This is a genomic window from Arsukibacterium perlucidum DSM 18276 (assembly GCF_000382165.1).
Classification (GTDB): Bacteria; Pseudomonadota; Gammaproteobacteria; order Enterobacterales; family Alteromonadaceae; genus Alishewanella; species Alishewanella perlucidum.
Window position 1 is genome coordinate 270,865 of the sequence record NZ_KB907701.1, and the last position, 25,186, is coordinate 296,050.

At 48.5% G+C, this 25,186-nt stretch carries 28 protein-coding genes; 19 read left to right on the forward strand and 9 right to left on the reverse strand.

Annotation, left to right across the window (positions count from 1 at the left end):
• Positions 1 to 37 precede the first annotated feature (37 nt).
• Entirely contained in the window at positions 38 to 1,042 is a 1,005-nt protein-coding gene (gene gap, locus H141_RS0101280; RefSeq protein ID WP_019674427.1) for a type I glyceraldehyde-3-phosphate dehydrogenase, read from the forward strand.
• A 47-nt stretch (positions 1,043 to 1,089) separates the two neighbouring features.
• Positions 1,090 to 1,959 carry a D-hexose-6-phosphate mutarotase gene (locus H141_RS0101285; protein ID WP_019674428.1) on the forward strand — a complete coding sequence of 290 codons (870 nt, stop codon included), beginning with the start codon at positions 1,090 to 1,092 and terminating at the stop codon, positions 1,957 to 1,959.
• A gap of 27 nt (positions 1,960 to 1,986) precedes the next feature.
• On the opposite strand, the gene H141_RS0101290 is transcribed toward H141_RS0101285, so the two are convergent.
• Both H141_RS0101290 and H141_RS0101295 read right to left on the reverse strand, forming a co-directional pair.
• Positions 1,987 to 2,178: a hypothetical protein gene (locus H141_RS0101290; RefSeq protein ID WP_026349151.1), complete on the reverse strand. Its 192-nt coding sequence runs from the start codon at positions 2,176 to 2,178 to the stop codon at positions 1,987 to 1,989.
• Between the two features lie 101 nt (positions 2,179 to 2,279).
• On the reverse strand, positions 2,280 to 2,666 hold the full coding sequence (locus H141_RS0101295; RefSeq protein WP_051090352.1) for a hypothetical protein: 387 nt from the start codon (positions 2,664 to 2,666) through the stop codon (positions 2,280 to 2,282).
• A gap of 296 nt (positions 2,667 to 2,962) precedes the next feature.
• Between H141_RS0101295 and ccoN the strand changes: the two genes are divergently transcribed.
• The 11 genes from ccoN to ttcA all read left to right on the forward strand — a co-directional run bounded on the left by ccoN (position 2,963) and on the right by ttcA (position 12,924).
• A complete protein-coding gene (gene ccoN, locus H141_RS0101300; protein WP_019674431.1) occupies positions 2,963 to 4,390 on the forward strand; it encodes a cytochrome-c oxidase, cbb3-type subunit I in 1,428 nt (475 codons plus the stop codon).
• A gap of 10 nt (positions 4,391 to 4,400) precedes the next feature.
• Entirely contained in the window at positions 4,401 to 5,009 is a 609-nt protein-coding gene (gene ccoO, locus H141_RS0101305; protein WP_019674432.1) for a cytochrome-c oxidase, cbb3-type subunit II, read from the forward strand.
• Between the two features lie 5 nt (positions 5,010 to 5,014).
• Entirely contained in the window at positions 5,015 to 5,197 is a 183-nt protein-coding gene (locus H141_RS0101310) for a cbb3-type cytochrome oxidase subunit 3 (RefSeq protein ID WP_019674433.1), read from the forward strand.
• Complete coding sequence (gene ccoP, locus H141_RS0101315) at positions 5,190 to 6,164, forward strand: cytochrome-c oxidase, cbb3-type subunit III (RefSeq protein ID WP_019674434.1); 975 nt, start codon at positions 5,190 to 5,192, stop codon at positions 6,162 to 6,164. Before H141_RS0101310 ends, ccoP begins: the two co-directional genes overlap by 8 nt.
• Positions 6,165 to 6,257: 93 nt before the next feature.
• Complete coding sequence (locus H141_RS0101320; protein ID WP_019674435.1) at positions 6,258 to 6,743, forward strand: FixH family protein; 486 nt, start codon at positions 6,258 to 6,260, stop codon at positions 6,741 to 6,743.
• Positions 6,744 to 6,765: 22 nt separating this feature from the next.
• Positions 6,766 to 9,174, forward strand: coding sequence for a heavy metal translocating P-type ATPase (locus tag H141_RS0101325; RefSeq protein ID WP_019674436.1), 2,409 nt, complete (start codon positions 6,766 to 6,768; stop codon positions 9,172 to 9,174).
• Positions 9,175 to 9,201: 27 nt separating this feature from the next.
• Complete coding sequence (gene ccoS / locus H141_RS19665; RefSeq protein WP_019674437.1) at positions 9,202 to 9,429, forward strand: cbb3-type cytochrome oxidase assembly protein CcoS; 228 nt, start codon at positions 9,202 to 9,204, stop codon at positions 9,427 to 9,429.
• Positions 9,426 to 10,100 (forward strand): sulfite exporter TauE/SafE family protein, encoded by a 675-nt coding sequence (locus tag H141_RS0101335; RefSeq protein ID WP_019674438.1) that lies wholly within the window; start codon positions 9,426 to 9,428, stop codon positions 10,098 to 10,100. The genes ccoS and H141_RS0101335 overlap by 4 nt, the downstream gene beginning before the upstream one ends.
• A gap of 40 nt (positions 10,101 to 10,140) precedes the next feature.
• Positions 10,141 to 10,845: a fumarate/nitrate reduction transcriptional regulator Fnr gene (fnr, locus tag H141_RS0101340; protein ID WP_019674439.1), complete on the forward strand. Its 705-nt coding sequence runs from the start codon at positions 10,141 to 10,143 to the stop codon at positions 10,843 to 10,845.
• A gap of 116 nt (positions 10,846 to 10,961) precedes the next feature.
• Positions 10,962 to 11,894, forward strand: coding sequence for a universal stress protein UspE (uspE, locus tag H141_RS0101345; RefSeq protein ID WP_019674440.1), 933 nt, complete (start codon positions 10,962 to 10,964; stop codon positions 11,892 to 11,894).
• A 70-nt stretch (positions 11,895 to 11,964) separates the two neighbouring features.
• Positions 11,965 to 12,924 (forward strand): tRNA 2-thiocytidine(32) synthetase TtcA, encoded by a 960-nt coding sequence (gene ttcA / locus H141_RS19670; RefSeq protein WP_019674441.1) that lies wholly within the window; start codon positions 11,965 to 11,967, stop codon positions 12,922 to 12,924.
• Between the two features lie 52 nt (positions 12,925 to 12,976).
• On the opposite strand, the gene H141_RS0101355 is transcribed toward ttcA, so the two are convergent.
• Entirely contained in the window at positions 12,977 to 13,837 is an 861-nt protein-coding gene (locus H141_RS0101355) for a glucosaminidase domain-containing protein (protein ID WP_019674442.1), read from the reverse strand.
• Positions 13,838 to 14,094: 257 nt separating this feature from the next.
• Here H141_RS0101355 and H141_RS0101360 point away from each other — a divergent pair, with 257 nt between their 5' ends.
• Both H141_RS0101360 and H141_RS0101365 read left to right on the forward strand, forming a co-directional pair.
• Entirely contained in the window at positions 14,095 to 15,309 is a 1,215-nt protein-coding gene (locus H141_RS0101360) for a pyridoxal phosphate-dependent aminotransferase (protein ID WP_026349153.1), read from the forward strand.
• Between the two features lie 179 nt (positions 15,310 to 15,488).
• A complete protein-coding gene (locus tag H141_RS0101365; protein WP_019674445.1) occupies positions 15,489 to 16,880 on the forward strand; it encodes an alanine/glycine:cation symporter family protein in 1,392 nt (463 codons plus the stop codon).
• A gap of 24 nt (positions 16,881 to 16,904) precedes the next feature.
• Here H141_RS0101365 and H141_RS0101370 read toward each other — a convergent pair whose 3' ends face one another.
• A complete protein-coding gene (locus H141_RS0101370; RefSeq protein WP_019674446.1) occupies positions 16,905 to 17,231 on the reverse strand; it encodes a YebG family protein in 327 nt (108 codons plus the stop codon).
• Between the two features lie 135 nt (positions 17,232 to 17,366).
• Here H141_RS0101370 and H141_RS0101375 point away from each other — a divergent pair, with 135 nt between their 5' ends.
• Both H141_RS0101375 and H141_RS0101380 read left to right on the forward strand, forming a co-directional pair.
• Positions 17,367 to 18,617, forward strand: coding sequence for an anti-phage deoxyguanosine triphosphatase (locus H141_RS0101375; RefSeq protein ID WP_019674447.1), 1,251 nt, complete (start codon positions 17,367 to 17,369; stop codon positions 18,615 to 18,617).
• Between the two features lie 48 nt (positions 18,618 to 18,665).
• A complete protein-coding gene (locus tag H141_RS0101380; protein WP_240473074.1) occupies positions 18,666 to 19,703 on the forward strand; it encodes a patatin-like phospholipase family protein in 1,038 nt (345 codons plus the stop codon).
• A 9-nt stretch (positions 19,704 to 19,712) separates the two neighbouring features.
• Here H141_RS0101380 and H141_RS0101385 read toward each other — a convergent pair whose 3' ends face one another.
• Positions 19,713 to 21,062 (reverse strand): cyanophycinase, encoded by a 1,350-nt coding sequence (locus H141_RS0101385; protein ID WP_019674449.1) that lies wholly within the window; start codon positions 21,060 to 21,062, stop codon positions 19,713 to 19,715.
• 192 nt (positions 21,063 to 21,254) lie between these two features.
• Between H141_RS0101385 and H141_RS0101395 the strand changes: the two genes are divergently transcribed.
• Together H141_RS0101395 and H141_RS21375 are read left to right on the forward strand one after the other, a co-directional pair.
• Positions 21,255 to 21,653, forward strand: a complete 399-nt coding sequence (locus H141_RS0101395) for an MAPEG family protein (RefSeq protein WP_019674451.1) — start codon at positions 21,255 to 21,257, stop codon at positions 21,651 to 21,653.
• 14 nt (positions 21,654 to 21,667) lie between these two features.
• On the forward strand, positions 21,668 to 21,841 hold the full coding sequence (locus H141_RS21375) for a hypothetical protein (RefSeq protein WP_019674452.1): 174 nt from the start codon (positions 21,668 to 21,670) through the stop codon (positions 21,839 to 21,841).
• 8 nt (positions 21,842 to 21,849) lie between these two features.
• On the opposite strand, the gene H141_RS0101405 is transcribed toward H141_RS21375, so the two are convergent.
• From H141_RS0101405 to H141_RS0101420, 4 genes are read right to left on the reverse strand one after another with little or no spacing between them, the layout of a single operon-like run.
• Complete coding sequence (locus H141_RS0101405) at positions 21,850 to 22,719, reverse strand: cobalamin-binding protein (protein ID WP_019674453.1); 870 nt, start codon at positions 22,717 to 22,719, stop codon at positions 21,850 to 21,852.
• Positions 22,716 to 23,351 (reverse strand): cob(I)yrinic acid a,c-diamide adenosyltransferase, encoded by a 636-nt coding sequence (gene cobO, locus H141_RS0101410; protein ID WP_019674454.1) that lies wholly within the window; start codon positions 23,349 to 23,351, stop codon positions 22,716 to 22,718. Before cobO ends, H141_RS0101405 begins: the two co-directional genes overlap by 4 nt.
• A 2-nt stretch (positions 23,352 to 23,353) precedes the next feature.
• The gene (locus H141_RS0101415) at positions 23,354 to 24,340 is read right to left on the reverse strand and encodes a FecCD family ABC transporter permease (RefSeq protein ID WP_019674455.1); all 987 of its coding nucleotides are present in this window, start codon (positions 24,338 to 24,340) and stop codon (positions 23,354 to 23,356) included.
• A complete protein-coding gene (locus H141_RS0101420) occupies positions 24,337 to 25,122 on the reverse strand; it encodes an ABC transporter ATP-binding protein (protein ID WP_019674456.1) in 786 nt (261 codons plus the stop codon). Before H141_RS0101420 ends, H141_RS0101415 begins: the two co-directional genes overlap by 4 nt.
• Positions 25,123 to 25,186: the final 64 nt, after the last annotated feature.

The following is a 25,186-nucleotide window of genomic DNA, read 5'->3' on the forward strand; positions in this document are numbered from 1 at the left end:
CAGCTTTAACTCTCTTAACTTTAACTCTGGAGTCACTATGTCTATTCGGGTTGCAATTAATGGCTTTGGCCGCATTGGCCGCAATGTGTTACGCGCTTTATATGAAAGCACTAAAAACTACGATATTAAAATTGTTGCCATTAATGATTTAGGTGACGCTGCGATTAATGCTCACCTGCTGAAGTATGACACAGCACATGGCATTTTCGCTGCCAGTGTTTCGCACGATGAACAAGCCATTTACGTTAATGACGACCAGATTAAAACGTTAAGTATCCGCAATCCGGCTGACTTACCATGGAACGAACTAAAAGTAGATGTCGTATTAGAGTGTACCGGCTTATTTACCGATCGCAAAACCGCGGGCGCCCATTTAAGCGCCGGCGCTAAAAAAGTCATTATTTCAGCCCCCGGTAAAGATGTCGATGCTACTGTAGTATATGGTGTTAATCATCAGGTTATTACCCCAGAGATGACTATTATCTCAAACGCTTCATGCACTACTAACTGTCTGGCACCTATCGCAAAACCGTTGTCTGATGCGCTGGGTATTGAGTCAGGTTTAATGACCACCATTCATGCTTATACTAATGATCAGCGCTTAAGCGATGTTTATCATACTGATGTACGCCGCGCCCGGGCGGCAGCGATGTCGATGATCCCCACTAAAACCGGCGCTGCCGCAGCGGTTGGCCTGGTAGTACCCGAGCTGAAAGGTAAGTTTGATGGTTTAGCAGTGCGGGTCCCTACCCTTAATGTGTCGTTGGTTGATTTAACCTTTATTGCCGGCCGTGATACCACTATTGAAGAAGTTAACGATATAATTCGCGCTGCCGCAGCACAAAGCCCGATGAATCAGGTACTGGCGGTTAATGATTTGCCACTGGTGTCGGTTGATTTTAATCATAACCCAATGTCGTCTATATTTGATGCGACTGAAACCCGGGTTAATGGCAGGCTGGTAAAAGTGATGTCGTGGTATGACAATGAATGGGGTTTTAGCAACCGGATGCTGGATAACGTGGTTGAGTTGATGAAGTAGAACACCTACTCCGCTTTCAGCAAGTTTATAGGCATTTAAGGGCGTTTATGCCACAAGAAAATATCAGCACGCTAACGGGTTTTGCCCAGCTTAGCGACTTACCCTGCCTTAAGCTGCAATATGGTAAAGCCAGTGCCGTCGTATCTCTATATGGCGGTCAGGTATTGTCTTATCAGCCAACGCCCGGCCACGAGTTACTGTGGTTGTCCGCAAACGCTCAGTGGCATAACGGTGCGGCTATTCGTGGTGGCGTGCCGGTTTGCTGGCCCTGGTTTGGCCCGGCCTCCGCCAAGATTAACCCGGAGCAGCAACCTCTGCCTAACCATGGTCTGGTGCGCAACCGGCTATGGCAGATCCGACACAGCCAAAGCAGCCTTGCAGCAACCAGCGTTACCCTGACGATTGCTGTTAACGATATACCTGCGACCTTATGGCCGGCTAACGCACAGGCACAGCCGGTTAATCTTGCACTGACGCTGCTATTAAGTGCCAACCAGCTAATCATGCAGTTAAGCTGTGATACCCCGCTTTATCAGCAAGCAGCACTGCACAGTTATTTCCGGGTACAAAACCTGGAGCAAACCACGGTAACCGGGTTAAGCGCACACTATTTCGATAAAATCAGCAATGCTGAGCAAGCTAGTCAGGATGACAAAGCACACTTTAGTGCTGAAACCGATCGTATTTACTATAAAACCGGCAGCCAGTTGCAGTTGTTTGATGATCAGCGCCAATTGGCTATTGAGCAGCGAGGGCATGATGCCAGCGTTATCTGGAATCCGTGGCAACAAAAAAGCCGTGACTTGCCTGATATGGCAGATGACGGCTTTACTGAATTTGTTTGTGTTGAAAGTGCCAGGCTTGAGTTAACCCATCCGCAAGATTTGTGTCTTATCCAAACCTTATTACCGCGTTAAAACTAAGCCCGCTGCTACAATGGCCGCTTAAAGCTGGCCGTGTAAAAACTGCTTCAGATCCTGTTGCGGATATCCTAATTGGCAAAGCAGTTCCGGCACCTCATCCTGAGGCATAAACACACTTTCAAAGTGCTCCAAAATACCATACAAATCAGCACCTTGCTCCTGAAGTCGCTGGGCAGTTGCTAAATGTATATTGCGGACAAAATCACTGGTCATTACTGTTAACCTCAAAGTGGTATTAGCGTTAGCCTCTGTCTGTATCGCCAGCTTATACTGAACAAATTTTAGCCAGCTGACAAGCTTTAAAATAACGTTTTTTACCAACTGGAATTAAACTGCTCATTTATCAAAAGTTTTCTGCCATCAGCATACTGTACCGTCAAGTTGAGTTGCCATAACATCGCCGGATCGCTGCAGGCACCCAACAGAAACTCAGCTTGCCATTGCTCTGCACCACTTGCCGATAGCGTACCAAGTTTGTCAAAACGAACAGGGATTAGCCCCATATACATGCTAATACCTGTTAGCTCAGCGCTGATAGTAGCGATGGGCTGTTCACTGACCAGGATAATACTGAGCGGCGTCTCTACCGGCGCGGATGCCGGGCTTAAACTCAGCAACAAATCAGATTGCTGATGTAATACCCTGACACTGACATCTGGCTGTTTTGGCTGACACGCCAAAAGCAGCAGGCAGAAACTCACGGAGATAACCTTTTGCATAAGCAGCTTTTCATTAATTTAAATCCGGCAGTTTATCGCCTTTTCGGCAAAAGCGCTAAATAGTGGCTACAATTGGCTATTTATTGGACAGGGACTTTGTTCTACGTCATAAAATGGGCGAGTTTACCTATCTTTTAAAAGACAAAACTCGTATCATTTCGCCCAAAATTCAGTGGCTGCGACAGCAAAGTTAACTTGGTGTTAGTTGACCACTTTATAAAAAAAGGGCCACCTAAAGGTGGATTTTAGTAACCAGCATAACTGCAGCGGAACTCAACATGAGCCAGACCAAACCGTTAAATGTTGAATACAACTATAGCGTTGTCCGCCTCTTTGCCATTACTACCGTTTTATGGGGTATTGTTGGCATGGTGGTGGGCGTATTACTCGCAGCCCAGCTTTACTGGCCGGCATTAAACTTTGATATTCCCTGGCTGACCTACAGCCGGTTAAGGCCACTCCACACCAACGCAGTTATTTTTGCGTTTGGTACCAGTGCCTTGTTTGCCACATGTTACTACGTGGTACAGCGAACCTGTCAAACCCGGCTATTTGCTGAAAAACTGGCAATGTTTACCTTCTGGGGCTGGCAAACAATTATCGTTGCTGCAGCGATTACCCTGCCGCTGGGTATGAGTCAGAGTAAAGAGTACGCTGAACTTGAATGGCCGATAGATATCTTGATTACTATTGTCTGGGTATCCTTTGCTATTGTGTTCTTCGGCACCTTAGTTAAACGCAAAACCAGCCACATTTATGTTGCAAACTGGTTTTATGGTGGTTTTATAATCACCGTGGCCGCGCTGCACATAGTCAACAGCATGGTAGTACCACTTAATCTGTTTAAATCTTATTCGATTTACGCCGGTGCAGTAGATGCCATGGTGCAGTGGTGGTACGGCCATAACGCGGTTGGTTTTCTGTTAACTGCGGGCTTCCTGGGCATGATGTATTACTTTGTGCCGAAACAGGCCGGCCGGCCGGTGTATTCATACCGCCTGTCGATTGTGCACTTCTGGGCACTGATTGCGCTTTATATCTGGGCAGGCCCACACCACTTGCACTACACCGCTTTGCCTGACTGGACTCAGTCATTAGGAATGGTTATGTCTATCGTGCTGTTTGTGCCAAGCTGGGGCGGCATGATCAACGGTATTATGACGCTATCAGGTGCCTGGCATAAGCTGAAAACCGATCCTATTCTGCGCTTCTTAATTGTATCGTTGTCGTTTTATGGTATGTCGACCTTTGAAGGGCCGATGATGGCAATAAAATCGGTCAACGCATTGTCACACTATACCGACTGGACCGTTGGCCACGTGCACTCTGGAGCTCTTGGCTGGGTAGCGATGATTTCAATTGGTGCAATGTATCATCTTATTCCGGTGGTTTATAACAAAGTTGGTATGTACAGCACCAAGCTGATTAATACCCACTTCTGGCTACACACCATAGGCGTAGTCTTATACATCGTTGCGATGTGGATCTCCGGTATTATGCAGGGCATGATGTGGCGCGCGGTTAACACCGACGGCACCCTGACTTACAGCTTTGTGCAAAGTCTGGAAGCCTCTATGCCGTTTTATCTGATGCGCTTTATTGGTGGGGTCTTTGTAGTCGCGGGTATGCTGATTATGGCGTACAACGTTTACAAAACCGTCCGTAGTAAAGATGAAGTGGCACAAGCTGTGCCAGTAACGGCATAAGGGGCAGGTCATGTCGAAAAATCATCATGAAAAAATAGAGAAAAGTGTTGGCTTGCTGGGCATTTTTACCGTCATTGCTATCAGCTTTGGTACTCTGGTACAGATTACCCCGCTGATGTTTATGGAAGAAACCAATCAACCCATTGACGGTTTAAAACCTTATACGGCGTTACAAATGGAAGGCCGGGATATTTTTATCCGCGAAGGCTGTACTAACTGCCATAGTCAGATGATTCGCCCATTCCGGGCGGAAGTTGAACGCTACGGTCACTACTCAGTAGCCGGCGAAAGTGTATGGGAACATCCATTCTTATGGGGTTCTAAGCGCACCGGGCCAGATCTGGCACGGGTGGGTGAACGTTACAGCGACGACTGGCACTACGCCCACTTAATGGATCCGCGCTCAGTGGTACCGCAGTCTAATATGCCAGGGTATCCCTGGTTAGACAGCAACATTCTGGATGGTAAACATACCGCCCGCAAACTTGAAATCTTCCGTGGTTTTGGCGTGCCTTATACCGATGAAGACATTGCCGGCGCTGTTGATGCAGTAAAAGGAAAGACTGAAATGGAAGCCCTGATTGCATACCTGCAATCGCTGGGCACAGCGTTGAAGTAATCATTATGGAATTTGCAACAGTTCATAGCGTGTTAACCGTGATTCTGTTCGTTGGCTTTGTTGCTTTCGTTATCTGGGCTTACAGTAAAAAACGTAAGAAAGATTTTGACGAAGCTGCCAACCTGGTATTTGACGACGAACCAGAATCTAAAGAACAAAAAATCAAACGGGAGTCAGATCATGAGTAGCTTCTGGAGTGCTTGGATCATTGTTTTAACTTTACCTGTGCTAATTGGCTGCTTTATTTTACTGCGCTGGAATCTAACTAACTACGTTGGTGTGCCGGAAGATGAAACTACCGGCCATGAAGTAGACGGTCTGGAAGAAGTAAATAATCCACTGCCAAAATGGTGGACATATATGTTCTATGGCACCCTGATTTGGTCGGTGTTTTACCTCGCCGCCTATCCGGGTTTAGGTAACTGGCCGGGGTTTCTAAACTGGACCAGCTCTAATCAGGGTATTAAAAACCTGGAAGAGTCACGTGCAGCTGTATTACAGGCAAAAGCTGAAGGGAAAACTGTCCAGCTGGATATTGAGAATGAAGTAGCAGCAGCGACTTATGGCCCGGTATTTCAGCAGTTTGCCAACCGTGATGTGCTGGACCTTGCCTATGACGCCGATGCACTGAAAATTGGTCAGCGCTTGTTTTTACAAAACTGCGCCTTGTGCCATGGTTCTGATGCCCGTGGCCAGCGGGGTTACCCCAACCTAACCGACAACGATTGGTTATATGGTGGTAGCCCGGATAAGATCAAGGAAACGCTGTTATATGGCCGCAGAGCTGCAATGCCAGGCTGGGGAGCTGCGCTGGGTGAGCAAGGCATTAAAGAGATGACTGCCTACGTTCTGAGTTTATCTGGCCGGACAGTAAACGACCAGCTAGCCAGTGCCGGTAAAGCGAAGTTCGGTATGTGTGCAGCTTGCCATGGTGCAGATGGCAAAGGCAGTGTGGCTCATAATCTGCCGTTTGGTGCCCCTAACCTGACCAATAACATTTGGTTATATGGTGGTACGGCAGCCGCAATTGAAGAAACCTTAATCCAGGGGCGCTATGGCGTGATGCCAGCCTTTAAAGATACCCTGGGTGAAGACAAAGTGCATATTTTAACAGCTTATGTTTACCGGTTATCTAATCCGGAAGACCTGCGTTAAGCAAGGCATTGCTGGCTGCAGGTTAAAAAAATATCAGGCTAATACCAACTAAGCCCCGTAAAGGGGCTTAGTATTATCAAGCAAGAGGTAACAATGCAGCAGGATACTAAACCCTGGTATAAGCAAATATGGCCCTGGATCCTAATCGCCATTCCGGTTGTCACTGCCCTGAGAGCTATTTATGCTGTGGTACTGATGAACCAGCAACAGCCTGATCTGGTAATTGATGATTATTACAAGGCAGGAAGAAGTATCAATTTGCAGTTAGCCAAGTACCGCGAAGCAGCCTTGCGCAACTTAAACGCGACGGTATTAATTGCAGGCAACAGGGCTGTAGTGCGATTTACTGAAAATGCGGTGCTGGAGGACAGTATTCATCTGGACTTTTATCATCCGACCCTGGCAGCGCAAGATTTTGCAGTAGATGCTCAGCGTAGTGGTGAGCTGTTATATGTTGCTACCCTGCCGCTGACCCCCACTGGAAAATGGCGCCTGAACGTAAGCGATAACAGTTACGAGTGGAAATTAAGAGCGACCTTTGAGCTACCTGCCAGCCAGGAAATCAAGCTCGGTTATTAGTAAAGCACAAGCAGAGGCTGGGGTGGCATCAATAAGCTGTTTTCATTGTCTGCAGCCGGTTGTTAGCGGCGAGCGTTTTCAGTTAGCCATTAATGGCAAACCAGAGCTGTTTTGCTGTGCTGGCTGCCAGGCTGTGGCGCAGACCATTATCGACAGCGGTCTGGATGACTACTATAAATTCCGGACCGAGGCAGCTGCAAAGGCCGAGCTTGTCCCTGCCGAACTGCGTGCCAGCCTGGAGCAATACGACAGCGCTGAGGTGTTGGCAGACATTAGCCAGCAACAACGCGGTGGCACTGAGCTTGAGTTAGCTATCAGCGGTATGAGCTGCGCAGCCTGCGCCTGGTTGATTGAAAAACACCTTAGCAAGCAGCCAGCTATTAACAAAATCAGTATTAACTCCTCTACCCAGCGGGCATTACTTAACTGGCAGCCTGCACAATTGGCTCTCAGTGAAATATTGCTGCTGATTAATCAGCTGGGCTACCAGGCCAGCCCTTTTGTTGCCGATCAGCAGGAAAACCAGTTTAAAACCGAACTTAACCGCTTCTTAAAAAGGCTGGCGGTATCGGGCATTATGACTATGCAGGTAATGATGCTGGCCTTTGCCCTGTATTTTGGTGAGTACAGCGGTATTGATCAGTCGCATCACGGCTATCTGCGCTGGATTAGCATGTTACTGACATTGCCGGTTGTGCTTTACGCCGCACTGCCTTTTGTCAGTAGTGCCTGGCGCAGCGTTAAAGCCCGCCAGTTAAATATGGATGTGCCGGTTAGTTTAGCCATTTATTACACTTTTTTTGCCTCTGCTTATGCCACTGTCATGCAAACCGGTGAGGTGTATTTTGAATCGGTATGTATGTTTACCTTTTTACTGCAACTGGGTAAGTTTTTTGAATACCGGGCGCGGGCTCAGGCGCGGGATGCGACCAGTAACTTACTTAAAATAATGCCGGTTTCAGCAACCTTGCTTAAAGACGACCAGCAGCAGACTGTATCTGCCCGCCGTCTTGTTGCCGGCGATACTATTCTGGTTAAGCCCGGAGAGACCTTACCGGCAGACGGCGTAGTGCTCACAGGCAGCAGTACCGTTGATGAGTCGATGCTAACCGGCGAATACACCGCAATCAGCCGTCAGCAAGGTGATAGCGTGCTAGCCGGCAGTATCAATCATGATGGGCTGCTAACGATTAATGTCAGCAGTGCGCTGGCGCACTCCCGCCTTGGCCAGATAATTCAACTACAGCAACAAACCCTGCACAGCAAACCGCGGCTTGTAGAAAAAACCGATCAACTGGCTCGGTATTTTGTCGAGCGGTTACTACTGATAGCCGCAGCCACCTTTGCCGTGTGGTATTTCTGGCTGGATGCCGATCGGGCATTCTGGGTAACCTTGTCGGTGTTGGTAGCAACCTGCCCCTGCGCGTTAAGCCTGGCTACGCCAACCGCAATAACCTGTGCCTTGTCGCGGCTGAACCGGCTGGGTATTCTGGTAAAAAACGCCCAGGCACTGGAGATACTGCCAGAGCTAACTCATATTATTTTCGATAAAACCGGCACCCTGACCGAAGGTCGCTTCAGTATCGCTGCTTTGCAACGGCTACCATCGCCCGCAGGCAATGCGATAAATGATAGTGAGCTACTGAATGTCGTGGCTAATCTGGAACAACATTCTGAGCATCCCATTGCCCGCGCCTTTAAAGGCTACCTGCTGCAAAACCTGCAACTTAAACAGGTCACAATTAGCGTTGGCCAGGGTATCAGGGGCAGCTGGCAAGGCCAGCAGCTGAAAGTGGGTAGCGCTGCCTTTTGCCAGATCAGCGACGAACACCTAAGCGTGACCGGCAATGCCAATGTGTTTGTAACATTAGACCAGCATTTACTGGCTGCAATTACCCTGGCCGATAGCCTGCGTCCCGGCGCGGCAGAACTGGTCAGCAACCTGCAGCAACAAGGATATCAGGTGGGGATGCTAACTGGCGATAGTTCCGGTCAGGCTGCGCAACTGGCAGCTGAACTTAAACTGGATTTTATGCAGCAAGATTGCAGTCCGGCTGATAAAGTGACAGCAATCAAAACGCTGGTCGACAAAGGCCATAAAGTTTTAATGGTCGGTGACGGTATTAATGACAGCCCAGGCTTTAACGCAGCACATATTTCAGTAGCGGTTGACTCAGGCACTGATTTATCAAAAAATCAGGCCGATGTGGTATTGTTACAACCGGACATCAGTTTGCTGATGACTTTACTGATAGCCGGCAAGCAGGCCGGCCGGGTTATCCGGCAAAACCTGGCCTGGGCTGTTGGCTACAATCTGGTTATCATCCCGCTGGCAGTGGCAGGTTTGGTTTCACCTTATATCGCCGTATTGGGTATGTCCTTCAGCTCATTGCTGGTGGTAACTAACTCGCTCAGGCTACTGAAAAAGTAAGCCCCCGGACATAAGAATATCTGAACAATGAGTATTATTTACGTACTAATTCCAATCGCCGTATTATTTGTGATGCTGGGTCTGGCGATCTTTTTCTGGGCTGTTCGCAGCAAACAGTTTGAAGATCTGGATAAAGAAGGCTTTAGTATTCTGTTTGATGAACAACATGCTGAGGCCAAAACACCGGCTAACACTCAACAGCAGGCATCAGCGTCCGATCCTGCACAGCATAAAAAGGATAATTCCGGGCAATGACTCCCGACTTGCTGGCGGCGCTTCTGATTGGTTTTCTTGGCAGCAGCCATTGCCTGGTAATGTGCGGCGGTATTGTCGCGGCTTTACAACTGGCGTTACCTCAGCGAAGTTTTAGCTGGAAGCTGACTATGCAGCTATTGCTAAGCCTGGGCCGTTTAACCACTTACGCACTGCTGGGCGGACTGGTGGGTTATTTTGGCATGCAGGCGATGGCATTGGCCGGCGTGTCGCTTATCTGGTTACGCTTAGTAGCCGGCTTGTTGTTATTACTGATGGCATTGTATATCGCCAGATTGTGGTTCGGGCTTACCTTGCTGGAACGCGGCGGCCAGCACTTATGGGCGCTGATAAGGCCGTTGAGTCAGAAAGTGATGCCGCTGGATAGTTTACCAAAAGCTTATCTGTATGGCCTGTGCTGGGGCTGGTTGCCCTGTGGTCTGGTGTACTCCACCCTTGGTTGGAGTCTGGCCAGCGGCAGTGCCGGCCAGGGGGCTTTAATTATGCTGTTTTTTGGCTTGGGTACCCTACCTGCTCTGCTGACATTCGGTAGCCTGGCCAGCAATCTGAGTAAATTTAAAAATAAGCCGTTGGTGCGTTATAGCGCCGCCTGCATATTAGCTATTTATGGTATTTATACGATATACCTTGCTTTAAAAAGACTAGTTTTTTAAGCTGTAGCGGTTATTTCAGGGACATTCAGGAAGCCAGATTATGCAACGTTCAGCAATTAACTGTCAGGATTGTGGTTTCAGCCAGTTATGCTTACCCTTTTCCTTAAGTGAACAAGAACTTAGTCGTTTAGATGATATTATTCAACGAAAAAGACCGCTGCATAAAGGCGACATGCTTTTTGAAAGTAATAAGCCACTCAAAGCTCTGTTTGCCATTCGCTCAGGCTCATTCAAAACCTTTACCTTAACCGAGCAAGGTGAACAGCAGATTACCGGCTTTCATTTGCCGGGTGATGTTATTGGTTTTGACGCCATTAACACCGAATCGCATAACAGCTATGCCGAAGCTTTGGAAACCGGCATGGTATGTGAGATACCCTACCCTAATCTTGAGACACTGCTTGATCAACTGCCAAAGCTGCGCCAGCAACTGATGCGGCTGATGAGTCAGGATATTCAGGCTGATCAGCAAATGTTGTTACTGTTAAACCGGAAAACGGCGGAACAAAAGTTAGCAACTTTTTTGAATCATCTGGCGCAACGCTTTGGTAGCCGGGGGTTTTCCGCTAAAGCATTTCGATTATCGATGACCCGCAGCGATATCGGCAATTATCTGGGGTTAACGGTAGAAACCATCAGCCGTTTACTGAGTAAATTACACAAAGAAGAATTAATCAGCGTTGACAGCAAACTGATTACTATCAATGACCCTGCTGCAATGCAACAATTAGCAGGTAATTGTTAGTTTATTTGATTTAGCACAACCTGAATTCCCCCCCGCTGCGGTTTTATTGACTACACTTTTCACTAACTACTGATAGTAGTGACTGCCAGACCGATAATTCAAGCATGGAGAGTGTAATGACCGTTTTCAGCAATGTGCTAGTTGTACTGGACCCAACCGATAACCAGCAAAAAGCCCTAAACCGCGGTTTGGAATTAGCCCGCAAACAACCTTGTAAACTGACTGCATTTTTGTCGGTATATGACTTCTCATATGAAATGACCACTATGCTGTCGGGTGATGAACGTGAATCAATGCGTCAGGCAGTCATTCACGACCGCGAATTATGGGTTGGTGAACTTATTAATAATGCGAGAAATCAAGGTATTGATATTGACTTGAAAGTGGTTTGGCATAACCGGCCTTTTGAAGCGATAGTTCATGAAGTACTGGAGCAGAACTTCGACCTGGTGATTAAAGGTACTCATAATCACGACATCTTAAAATCGATGATTTTCACCCCGACTGACTGGCATATTCTGCGTAAATGCCCTTGCGCTGTGTTGCTGGTAAAAGAACATGAGTGGCCGGAAAACGGCAATATTATTGCAGCGGTTAATGCCGGTAGTGAACAGGATCATCATCAGTCGCTTAATCAGCGGGTGATCAGCAATGCTAAAGCCATGGCGCAGGTGCTGCATGGTAAGGTGCAACTCGTTAATGCTTTTCCCGGAACCCCGGTGAATATCGCCATAGAAATCCCCGAATTCAATCCACAGCAATATAATAGTGCGATGCGCCAACATCATGAAAATGCCGTAGCCGAGCTCGCCAGGCAATTCGACATGGCAGAGCAGGACACCCATGTATTGGAAGGTATGCCTGAAGATATTATTCCGGCGCTGGCAACAGAGCTGGATGCTGAGATGGTGGTCATTGGTACCATCGGCAGGACCGGCTTATCTGCCGCTATTATTGGCAATACAGCTGAGCACTTAATAGATCAGCTGGATTGTGATGTATTAGCGTTAAAACCGGCAAACTTTGTCAGCCCACTCGCAAAACACTAAAATCCGCCCTATGGTAATGGCCCACACTTGGTTATAATGTGCGCCATTTTTCTGTAGGGTTATCGTAGTTATGTCTCACGCAGCGCAAGCAAAAGCACAATACAATTTAAATAAACTGCATAAGCGGCTGCGCCGTGGTGTTGGTCAGGCTATCAGCGACTTTGGCATGATAAGTGATGGCGACAAAATTATGGTGTGTTTATCTGGTGGTAAAGATTCTTACACCATGCTGGATATTTTGTTAAACCTGCAACAATCTGCTCCTATCAGTTTCAGCATAGTTGCGGTTAATCTGGACCAGAAACAACCAGGCTTTCCGGCTGAAGTATTACCCAACTACCTTGAATCTATTGGTGTCGATTATCAGATAGTGACTGAAGATACCTATTCGATTGTGAAAGAAAAAATCCCGGAAGGTAAAACCACTTGCTCGCTCTGCTCGCGCCTGCGCCGGGGTATTTTATACCGCACAGCCAAAGAGCTGGGTGCCACCAAAATTGCCCTGGGTCATCATCGTGATGACATGCTGGAAACCCTGTTTTTAAATATGTTTTATGGCGGCAAGATGAAATCAATGCCACCTAAGTTAATCAGTGACAACGGTGAACACATCGTGATCCGGCCGCTGGCCTATTGCAAAGAAAAAGACATTGAGAAGTATGCTCTGGCCCGTGAGTTTCCGATAATTCCGTGTAACTTATGTGGCTCACAGGACGGTTTGCAACGTCAGGTAATTAAAGAAATGCTGCAAGACTGGGATAAACGCTTTCCGGGCCGGATTGAAACCATGTTTCAGGCCATGCAAAATGTGGTGCCTTCTCATCTGGCGGACAACAGCTTATTTGATTTTGCTGCTATCTCGAAAGAGAGCAATACCGCGGTAGAGGGCGATACTGCCTTTGACCATATTGCGGTTCCGGCAATTCCCGTTGGCCTGTCCAGTGAAGACGATGCTGATGCTGATGCTGATGCTGATAACAGTGTGCCGGCCAGCGGACAGACCGAACTAAAAATCGTGCAGTTGAATTAACGACACTATTATTATGCGTTGTCTAAACCGCGGTTTTCACCGCGGTTAAAGCCTAATCCTCCAGCAAGCGTCGGTTAAAACGAATCATATTACTTATCTCAGCAATATATTCGTCACCGCGCTCCGAGTAGCGGCCTAAACCGGCCGCCAGGGCCTCGCCGCGAACAGGCTTACGCTCTGCCCTTAACGTCGCCCGGATTTCTCTGAGTTGCTCATAGGTGTGAAAGGTATTCAGGTTATAAAAGTAACTACGGATACTTTTAGCTGGCGTATCGAATTTCGCCACCTCATGGCTTTGATCCTCTCCCCGACTGAGCGGCACCAGACCACACCCTTCCCGAAAACACCACTGACCAAAAAAGTTATAACCTTCAACAGCAAAGCGACTGGTGCCCCAGGCAGATTCGTTCGCTGCCTGCATCAATACCAGACTAACCGGCAAAATATCAACCCGCTTCAGTAATTCAGCAAGCATTTGCGGATCAGACTCGGCAACATCCATCCGGAACTCGTCGTATAAACTGTATAAAAAAGCGTATTCATTGATATTCAGTCGCTGGTTTTTTTGCTTTTTTTCTGCTAATTCCAGCAATTGCCGGCGTAAATTGCGAAGCCGGTTGTTTTCACGCTGCACATGAGGCCGTAAATAGTTAAAAAAAGCCCGTTTCTTGGTATTGGTGTCGCTGATTGCATTGAAATCAGGCAAGGGTTCAAACGGAATTGCCGGTTCAGTATAGGCCAGTCGTTCCAGCACCTTTTTCTGATCAGCCTGACTCAGCGCTGCAATTCGGCCAGGTCGTTGCCACTCATCCAGTGAATCTTGCTGGGGCACCGGCTCTAATCCAATAAAAGGGCTTAATGCGGCAAAGCCGACAACCAGCCAACCAACAACTATCACACTTTTTTTAATCAAAAAATCACCACTTTTTCTGCAGTATTACGACCAGCTTCACGTTGCCAAATCGATTACCGTCTTGAGAAATCAGTAACCAGTTTAGCCGTTGCAAGGCGCAGAATGAACTAAAAATTATTTCAGCAGCTTTTTTTACGAAATTCAGGCAACAATTATGATCACTGCATTGCAAATTAGCCGCGGTTATGTGACAACTATACACTTATGTTTTAGCTATCTGGATGGATATTATTTTAGGGGGCAAACCGGTTCAGGCTATGAAACCAATTGAACGATCAACCAAGCTCGATGGAGTATGTTATGACATTCGCGGCCCTGTGGCACAGGAAGCCCGAAGAATGGAAGAAGAAGGTCACCGTATTCTTAAACTGAATATCGGTAATCCGGCGCCCTTTGGCTTTGAAGCACCAGACGAAATACTAAAGCACGTTATTCATAATCTGCCAACGGCTCAGGGCTATTCAGACTCGCAAGGTATTTACCCGGCAAGAGTAGCAGTAGCGCAGTATTATCAGCAACGGGGTATCAGAGGTGCAGATGCTGATGATGTCTATATTGGCAATGGTGTCTCAGAACTGATTCTAATGTCACTGCAGGCTTTGCTTAACAATGGCGATGAGGTGTTGATCCCTTCGCCGGATTATCCGTTATGGACCGCTGCCGTTAACCTGGCGGGGGGTAAAGCGGTACATTATCGCTGTGATGAGCAGCAGGACTGGTACCCGGATCTTGACGATATTAAACAGAAAATCAGTAAAAAAACCAAAGCTATAGTCCTGATTAACCCGAACAACCCGACCGGTGCGGTATACAATCAGGCATTTTTGCTGGAACTGCTGAAAATAGCCCGCGAGCACCGACTGGTAGTATTAAGCGATGAAATATACGACAAAGTGCTGTACGACGGTACCGAGCATATTAGTACGGCCTCACTGGCTGACGATCTTATTATGCTGACCTTTGGCGGTTTATCGAAAAATTATCGCATAGCCGGTTTTCGGGTTGGCTGGTTATTTATTTCCGGTGCAAAAAACCTGGCCCGCCATTACATCGAAGGCTTAAATGTCCTGGCCTCAATGCGGTTATGCGCCAATGTGCCCTGCCAGCATGCTGTGCAAACGGCACTGGGCGGCTATCAGAGTATTAACGAACTGGTGGTACCGGGTGGCCGCTTGTACGAACAAATGGACCTGGCACATAAACTGGTCAGTGAAATTGATGGCTTAAGCTGCATGCGCCCGAAAGGGGCTATGTATTTATTTCCAAAAATTGACCGCAAAAAAATCCGGATTAAAGACGATGAGTTATTTGTGCTGGATTTTTTACGTCAGCATAAAGTATTGCTGGTACATGGCCGGGCTTTTAACTGGCCAGAACCCGACCATTTCCGGATTGTGTTTCTGCCTCATAAAGAACAACTTGCGGCAGCCATCGGCAAACTTGGCCAGTTTTTACCGGGCTATAGTCAATAAAGTACAGCTAACCAGAAAAGCGACCAGTTGAGCTGCAGCGCTCGCTTATTCCCTCTGGCCACCAGACGCCTTGCTCTGGTGGCCAATCACCGCAACTCTGTATTTAATTTCTTGTTTCTGCTTTGATTTAACAGTAGGCTTGCACTAATAAATAGCCGTCCATACTGCTGAACATACTAATGATTGCTGACTTTTCTTTTCAACAGGCGTTTGAAAGCCTGACTTCAAAACTGGCCGCTGTGGTGTTTTACGCCTTTGATATTAACGGCGTTGCTATTCCGCTGGTGCTAATCTGGCTGATTAGTGGTGCCCTGGTATTCACCTGTTATCTTGGTTTTATTAATGTGCGGGGCTTTGGTCATGCGGTTGGCCTGTTAAAAAATAATAAGCGCACCAGCGACAGCGGTGAAATCTCACCATTTCAGGCTCTGACAACGGCCCTATCAGGTACCGTAGGTACCGGTAATATCGCCGGCGTTGCTATTGCTATCAGCCTGGGAGGACCAGGCGCAACCTTCTGGATGATTGTGGCTGGTTTACTTGGTATGTCGACCAAATTTGTTGAATGTACTCTGGCAGTAAAATACCGCCAGATCAACGCAGATGGCAGCGTATCGGGCGGCCCGATGTACTATATAAAAGCTGCATTGGATAAGTTTAATTTGCCAGTTACCGGCACTGTACTTGCTATGGCGTTTTCAGTGTTCGTTATTTTTGGCTCGGCGGGCTTTGTCCATGTTAATCAGGGTTTTGTCCAGGTAAAAACGGTAACAGGCTTTGAAAATGCCTGGCTGTTCGGCGCTGTTTACGGCCTGCTGGTTGGCGCTGTTATTATTGGTGGTTTAAAAAGTATCGCCCGGGTAACCAGTAAACTGGTGCCATTGATGTGCGGCATCTATCTGACAGCATCATTACTGGTTATGTTCACCCATTTCAGTGCTATTCCCGCAGCGTTGTGGCTTATTGTCCAAGGTGCCTTTACCCCTGAAGCGGGTTACGGTGGCTTTATTGGCGTGCTTATTCAGGGATTTCGACGGGCCGCCTATTCAAACGAAGCCGGTATTGGTTCCTCACCAATTGCCCATGCTGCCGCCCAGACGAAAGATCCGGTTAGCCAGGGTTTTGTGGGTTTACTGGAGCCGTTTATCGATACCGTGGTAATTTGTACCATTACTGCACTGGTGATTATTTTAACCGGTGCCTATCAAACGCCCGGGCTGGATGGCGTGCAAATTACCTCCGGGGCTTTTGCTTCGGTAGTAAGCTGGTTCCCGTGGGTACTGATGGTAGCGTTATTGCTGTTTGGTTTTTCGACAGTGATCAGCTGGTCATACTATGGCTTAACCGGCTGGCGTTATCTGGTTGGGCATGACAAACGGTTAACCCAACTTTATAAAGTATTCTTCTGCCTGATTGTGTCGATTGGCGCAGTACCAAACGTGATGGCAGTATTCGACTTTATCGATTCAATGATATTTCTGATGGCCGTGCCGAATATTCTGGCGCTTTATCTGTTGCTGCCGGAAGTAAAAGCCGATTTAAAGGCCTACTGGCAAAAACTTCCTCGCTAGCGCCAGCAGGCTTGTCTGGCAGGATCAGGCGGCCTGCTCTGTCGCCGCTTTCTTTTCAGCTTTTGGCTGCGCTTTAACCGTATCACTTGCAGCAGCTGCTGGTTTGACGGCTGCTTTTACTGGCTTTTTCGCCCCTAACGCCACCAGTAATTCATCTTTATGCTGAGCCAGATATAAGGCCAGGGTTTCAGTTTGCGCTTCATCTGTTAATAAAGTACTGGCGTTTAGAAAACTGGCTAGCTCATCAGCGGTATCCAGCATTTTATCATAGGCATCAGCCTCCGCTTTTGAGGTAAATGTCATTTTCTCTACTCCATTGCGCTCTACAATATATTTAATTAAAACTGCCATTTTGCTGCCCCTGATTAATTTTAACTGTTATTTTATACAGCATAATTCAACCGCTGTCGAGTGCTCGAATTAAAATCAATTGTCGCGTACTATAAGCGTTCTTGCTAAGCCGTTTTATCATGATTAAGGAAGGTTATGTTAGCAATTTGGTCAGAGCGACATTCAGAAGGCAGTCATGACAGACCTAATGATCAGCGCTCACCGTGGCAACGCGACCGGGCCCGTATATTGCACTCTGCTGCATTTCGGCGTTTACAATCTAAAACCCAGATTCTGGGGATTGGTCAGAACGATTTTTATCGTACCCGGCTGACTCATTCGTTAGAAGCCGCACAAATTGGCACAGGTTTAGTCAGCCAGCTGGCGAAAAAGTCTGCTGATAATATTAAGCTGGTACTACCGGATCCAAGCCTGATGGAGGCACTTTGTCTGGCGCATGATATCGGCCACCCTCCTTTTGGGCATGGTGGTGAAACGGCCCTCAATTACAAAATGCTGGCCGATGGCGGTTTTGAAGGTAATGGCCAGACGTTGCGGATTGTTGCCAAACTGGAACCCTACACCGAGCAGCATGGCATGGATTTAGCCAGGCGTACCTTGCTGGGGTTATTAAAATATCCGGTATTACAGCCACTATTGCCGGCAGTCGACAACGCAGACAATCCTCTCAATTTAAACAGCTGGAAACCCGCTAAAGCTATTTTTCAGGCTGACGCTGACATCCTGAACTGGGTACTGCAACCTTTAACTACTGCTGATCGCGAAGCGTTTCAACAGGTAGACACCTTACAGCAGTCACCTTTTATCAAGTCGCGTTATAAATCGCTGGATGCATCCATTATGGAACTTGCCGACGATATTGCCTACGGTGTACATGATTTGGAAGATGCTATTGTGCTGGGCAACGTTAGCTACAGCCAATGGCAACACTATACCGGTGATGACATGCAGCAACTGGGGGCCAAATTATTCAGTAGCGAACATCACATCCGAAAAGACGCCATTGGTGCGCTGGTAAACCGGCTGATTACCTCGGTAGAAGTGTATCAGGCATTGCCCGATGCGACAGAACCATTAATCCGGTTTAACGCCCGGCTACCGGGCGCCGAAACGGCCTTGTTGCACAGCCTGAAGCAACTGGTATTTAATTGTGTAATTCGTCAGCCATTAATTCAGCAGTCTCGTTTTCGCTGCCAGAATATGTTGCTGCAGTTATTTGATGCGTTTGCCTCTGATCCAAGCCGCTTACTACCGCTTAATACTCAGCAGCGTTGGCACAGCGCCAATGAGCAAGGCCAGGGCATGCGGGTAATTTGTGACTACATATCCGGCATGACTGACGACTACGCCGAGCGGATGCATAAAACCCTGTTCGGGCCCTTTTAAACGAAGGCCGCGAAACTTGTTTACCTGTAACTGGAGAACTCCGCAGTTTTGAATAAACTACGTGTGCTGGCCGGCCCCGGTGCGATGGCTCATATTAAACAACATGGTCTGCAGGCCGACGATATCAGCGTAATGGTAGGTGCCAGTGGTGGCCCCAAGTGGTTCAGCTTGTATGGACTGGATCAATATCTGCTGGCAGAATTTTTTGCCGGCCGCACTAAGCCCCTGCATTTACTAGGCAGTTCGGCAGGGGCATGGCGCTTTGCCTGTTATGCTCAGGCCGATCCGGTTGCCGCCTCACAACGTTTTGCTAAAGCCTATTCCACGATTTGCTATCCAGAAGGCTCAGATATTGCCGAAGTTACCAATATTTCAGCGGCGATTGTCGACCAAGTTTTCCAAAATGAACAGCAGGTAAGCGAAGTGCTGGATAATCCGGTAATGAAACTAAACCTGATTGTTGCCAAAGCCAAAGGTATTAGCCGTAGCCAGCGTAAATTGTGGCAGGCTGCAGGGTTAACCCTGGCAGCCGGCGCAAATTTACTGAACCGGCGCAATCTGCAGCACTTTTATCAGCGGGTGCATTTTTACCCGGAGCATTGCCCGGCACCTTTTCATCGTTATACCGGTTTACCCACTCAGCATGTAGCATTAAGCCAGCAGAATTTGCGGCAGGCAGTAATGGCCAGTGGCTCTATTCCGTTGGTTTTATCACCGGTAAAAGACATTGCCGGTGCCGGCCCGGGTTTATATTACGATGGCGGTATTACCGACTATCATTTCGACCTGCCGTTCAGTAGTCAGGGGCTGGTGTTGTATCCTCACTTTTACCCTTATCTTACCCCAGGCTGGTTCGATAAAGCCCTGAAGTGGCGCCGGGCAAGGGCCGCACATTTACACAATGTAGTACTGCTCTGTCCCAGTTCCAGCTGGACGGCAAGTTTACCCAATGGCAAGATCCCTGACAGAAAAGACTTTAAACTAAGTGATAAACAGCGCCTGGCTAACTGGCAAACTGTACTGGAGCGCTCGCATGAACTGGCCGCGGCATTTGCCAGCGGCCAGTATCAATTGGAAGCGTTGTAAAAGCCGGAGTTAATTATTTTCAGTCTGTTCCATTTCTGCCGCAGCAGCGACCGCAGTTAAAGGCTTAATACTAAACTCAGCAGGCACAATATCCAGTCTGACACCAAAAGCACTGCCGCTATCCAGTAAACCATCCAGATACTGCCAATAGCCGGTAGTGTATTCGTCCTGGCTGAAGCGCAGGGTAAAGCCTACCCCCTCGCCCTGATGCAGGTAACTGATGACTTCTTTGCTACCTTTGTTGTCTACCAGGTCAAAGGTCAGCATATCTTTTAGCCTGCTATTACGGCTGAACACGCCAGACACCACTGGTTTTGCCAGGTTCAGATACTCATGCCCCACCGTCGCAGACTTAAGTGGATTGGCGACAAACTGCTCGGTATCAAAATGATAACGATCGCCGCCCTGCATCACGCTGATCCGCACGTTTTCAATATGATAGCCATGTGGGTTTTTGATCCGGCCAGCATTGCTGACATCAATAGCGGTAACCGCGCCGGCACCAATAACCTGAGCACTATTGTTATGTGCGGTATAAACCAGCGCGGTGTTCTCATCTATACCAAAACCCAGCGGGTATGTTGCTTTGTTAAGCTCTGCCGCCACTATTAAGCGGCCAAAACGGGCTTTGCGGTCAAAATGCTGATCAATAATGGCGTGCGGGAAAAAACCCAGCCCCTGAGCCAGCATTAACGGGCCATTTTCCTGGTCTTGCATACCACTGTAGGTATCCGTGGTGCCTGCAGTTAGCGCCCCCCAGGAATCACCTGCCGCAATCATCACATCGCTCATCATTGCCGCGCCGGCGCTGGTACCACCGACTACCCCGCCACGCTGATAAAGATGCCATACTGCTTCCAGCAATACTGATCTTTCGCCGTCAGGCGCCATGGTGGCGGTGATATTCAGCTGATCGCCGCCCAAAAACCACACTGCAGTAAACTGGCTCAGTTGTTCCGCCAGCTTGATATCCGTCGCGCCGCTGCGCCACTGACTCTCATCAACGTCTTTAGTGCTTTTATCGTCTTTTACCGCTACCGGAAATAATGTCATCTGGTCTTCATCCAGGCCGTAGCGCACCATATCAGCCTTAAATTGTTTAAAATATTTTACAGGCTGGCCACTTGCGGCTGGAATAACGGCAATACGGGCCTGCAACTCTCCGCCGGCAAGCTCAATAAACCGTTGATAAACCTCGGCATTAGAACCCGCCAGGGCGCCCCCCACCAGTACCAGCGAGCCTTTATTAAGCTCTGGCTCAGGCTCAGGAATAGCCACCTCGCTGCAGCCCGCTAACAGGCTTAAACTTAAAACTGAAACCGGAATTAAACTATATTTGTATTTAACTGTGTGCTTCACAAGATTTGCTCCATCTTAATGCTTTTAATATTTTTGCTTTTTAGTATTTTCAGCGGGCAATTATTTTTATTGTGGCCCACCGCACAGAGTACCAGATTTAAACTGGTAAGGTCACTCACTTAGCAGTAAGCTGGGGCTATATCACATTTTTAACTCAGCAATCAGATCAACGCTACACCGGAGGCTTTTGCCATGCTTAGCTCGCTTTTACTCACCGTGTTTATCGCCATGTTATTACCGTTTTTAGCCAAGGCCCCGTTGGCTTTTGCCATGCAAAAAGCCGGCGGCTATGACAACAATAACCCCAGAGCGCAACAGGCTGCTTTAAAAGGCTTTGGGCAGCGCGCCAACGCCGCTCACTACAACAGCTTCGAAGCACTGATAATTTACGGCTGTGCGGTACTAATTGCCATCGCTGCAGGTTCCGGTACTGTAGATAACACCACAGTAATATTAGGTTGGGTTTTTATCGCCAGCCGCATCCTGTATTTACTGTGCTATTGGTTAGATTACGCCACTCTCCGCTCTACCGTATGGCTGGTAGGCATAATAGCGGCATTTAGCATGGCAGGCCGGGCCCTGTTGGCATAGCAGCTTGTTGAATAGTGCAGGCACAGCGGGCATTACCGGTTGATTTTAATTTGCTGGTAGGGTTAAAACGGCAGCTGGCAGACAAGTATCTGACTTTATCGGGCGAACTGTTAAAAACCAATCAGCTAAGAAATGCCGAACGGTTAATGCGCCGGGCCAATACCCTGATAAGCAGTATTAACAGTTAAATGAACAGCTAACGAAAGCGATCCAACTCCTGGCACAATTGCTGGATCCCCTGCAAGGTGCGGGGGCTGGTACGGTACAATAAATCAGCATCAACAGTAACATACTGGCCAAGGGCTACTGCCGGAATTAACGGATATGTCTGCCAGAAACTGATATCAGCCGGCTTAGCGCCGGCAGTTGCCTGAATAATTACCTGTGGCTGTGCCTGTAACACCTGCTCTATGCCCGGTTGCGGATAATCGCTCAGCGTATCATCCATAATGTTCTCAGCTGCACACAAGCGAATAGCCTGCGCTGGCCAGGCCTGGTTGGCTACCGAGGTGAGCGGCTCGGTGCCCATACTGAAAAACACCGGCAGCCGGATTTTATTTTTATACTCTGCACTAATTTCCGTCAGACGTTGTTCAAAGTCGGCAGCAACAGCTTCAGCCTGTTGCTGATGACCACTAAGCTGCCCCAGGTAACGCAGCTCCGCGGCAATATCACCGATTTGCAGCGGATCAGAGAACGCGACATTTATGCCAAACTGCTGCAAGCGGCTAATATCGGCAGCAACATTACCGGTTTTCCAGGCAATAACCAGATCGGGTTGCAAGGCCAGAATGGCCTCAAGGTTGATACCGGCATAATTGGCTACTTGCGGTAATTCCAGGGCAGCTGCCGGGTAGTCACTAAAAGCACTGACTGCCACCAGCTGCTCACCGGCACCAATGGCATACAGTAATTCAGTAATATGTGGTGCTAACGCAATAATCCGTTTGGCAACAGCTGGCTGTGGCTGCTTATTTTCTGCTGCAGGTTCAGCCGCCGTTGCTGTGTTCGGCGAAACGGCCACCAGCACAAAAAGAACCAATGTTAAAAATAACGGCTTAATCACCAGTCAATGCCCCGCTGCGCCTTTATGCCGTTATCAAAAGCATGCTTCACAACCTGTACTTCACTGACCGTATCAGCCATGTCTATCAGGGTGCGATGACAAGCCCGGCCGGTAATAACCACGTGCTGCGCCGGCGGCCGGTTTTGCAGGGCCCGGACAATCCGTTCCAGTTCAATATAGTGATAGCTGACCATATAGGTCAGTTCATCCAGCAATACCAGATCAATAGCCGGATCGGCCAGCATTTGCTCCGCCCGCGCCCACACCTTTTCTGCTGCCGCAATATCAGCGGCTTTATCCTGGGTATCCCAGGTAAAACCGGTAGCCATAACGGCAAACTCTACCTGGTGTTGCTCTAATAAATTACGTTCCCCACATTCCCAGCTGCCTTTAATAAACTGCACCACCGCTGCTGTTAAACCATGGCCAACGGCACGGGCAACAGTACCAAACCCTGAGGTCGATTTACCTTTACCATTGCCGGTAATCACCAGTAACAGGCCTTTTTCAGCCGTGGCTTTAGCAATGCCCTGTTGCACCTGCTGTTGTAACTTTTGTTGCCGCTGCTTATGACGCTGCTGACGGATTTCGTCGTTATTGGTATTCTCGTTTGTCACGTTATTGTCAGTCATTGCTATGCTGCACTCCTGCGTTGGCGCATAATTACCAGAAAAAACACACTGCCAAGTACCGAGGTTATGATCCCCAGTGGGATCTCCTGGTTTAGCAAAGCACTACGGGCCAGATTATCGATCCAGACCAGAAATAAGGCGCCAAAAACTGTACAACCAAGCAATAAGGGTACAGCGGTAACGCCGACAAAATAGCGCACCAGATGCGGGATCATTAAACCCACAAAGGCAATGCCGCCGCACTGCGCCACTATACAGGCGGTGACCAGGGCCGTGAGCAGCAGCAGTATAAAGCGCAGCCGGGTTGGATTAACCCCGAGGGTCTGGGCACTTTCATCGCTGAGCAATAAAGCATCAAGCTGGCGACGCAACATTAACGCAACCAGTAACAGCACACTAACAGCCGGCGCTATTAAGCCGACACTGCCCCAGTCGGTGCGGCTTAAACTGCCCATTAGCCAAAAAATCACCTTATTGGCAGCAAAAGGCTCAGCAAAATAAAGAATAAAACTGCTGATTGCACTTAGCATAAAAGACACTGCTACCCCGGCCAGCAGGGTCATTTCAATTTTTCGCCATTGCCGGCCCATACACACCAGAAACACCAGCGCTACGGCGAATAGTGCCCCCAGAAAGGCTGCCAGCGCCAGACTTAACATATGGGGTGGCAACAAAATGCTGGCAATGCTGGCACCTAAACCAGCACCCGCCATTAAGCCAAATAAATAGGGATCGGCCAACGGATTGCGACTGGCATTCTGCAACACGGCACCGGCAATCGCCAGCCCGGCACCGACCAGCATTGCACACAGCAACCGGGGCAGCCGCACCTGCCAGACTATGGTACTGGCCAGCGGGTTTTGCTGGCTGCCCAGCAGGGCCTGCCAGACATCAGTCACCGTTAAACTGGCACTGCCAATGGTCAGACTGAGCAGGCCACTTAGCATTAATAGCAGCACCAATAACGCCAGGATAAAGGGTTGTTTCATAGGCTGGCCCCGCTGGCAAAAAAAGTAATTTGCAACTTACCATGCCCCGGGTGCAGGCTAACTTCGCATGGCAGCTGAAACACCCGGCTTAGCTGTTCTGCAGTTAATACCTGCTCAGGACTGCCAAAAGCCAGTAATTGCCCCTGATGCAGTAAGGCAATTTTATCGCAGTAACGGGCGGCCAGATTAAGGTCATGCAGGCAGGCCAATACGGTTTTACCCAGGCCGCGGCTCAGTTGTAAAATCTGGTGTTGATACAAGACGTCAAGATGGTTGGTCGGCTCATCCAGTAACAGTAACTCGGCCTGCTGCACTAATGCCCGGGCCAGATACAACCGTTGCAATTCGCCACCAGACAGGGTTTCTACCAGGGCCCGGGCTTTATGCTGCAAGCCAAGTTGACGCAGTGCCAGCTTTATCTGTTGTTCATCTTCGCTGGTATTACCGTCAAACCAGCCTTTATGCGGTAATAAACCCATTGCCGCCACCTGGTATACCGTTAACGCAAATACCGGAGGGCTCACCTGGCTGACACTGGCTATTTTACAGGCGCGCTGGCGGCTGCTTAATTTGCAGAGAGATCGTTGCTGTAACAGAATATCGCCGGAACTTAATGGCTGGGTGCCATTTATTAGTTTTAACAGGCTACTCTTACCGGCACCATTAGGGCCGATAATGCCAATAAAATCACCTTTATGAACGCTGAAGCTAAGTGGCGCTACTATCGATTGACCATCAATCATCAGTGCAGCCTGATTAAGTCGTAACAACGCCGGGGGCAAACGAAGCTCCTGAAATATCCTGTTTAAACAACACTGCCGGCAAAAAGCCGGCAGTGTCCAGGTT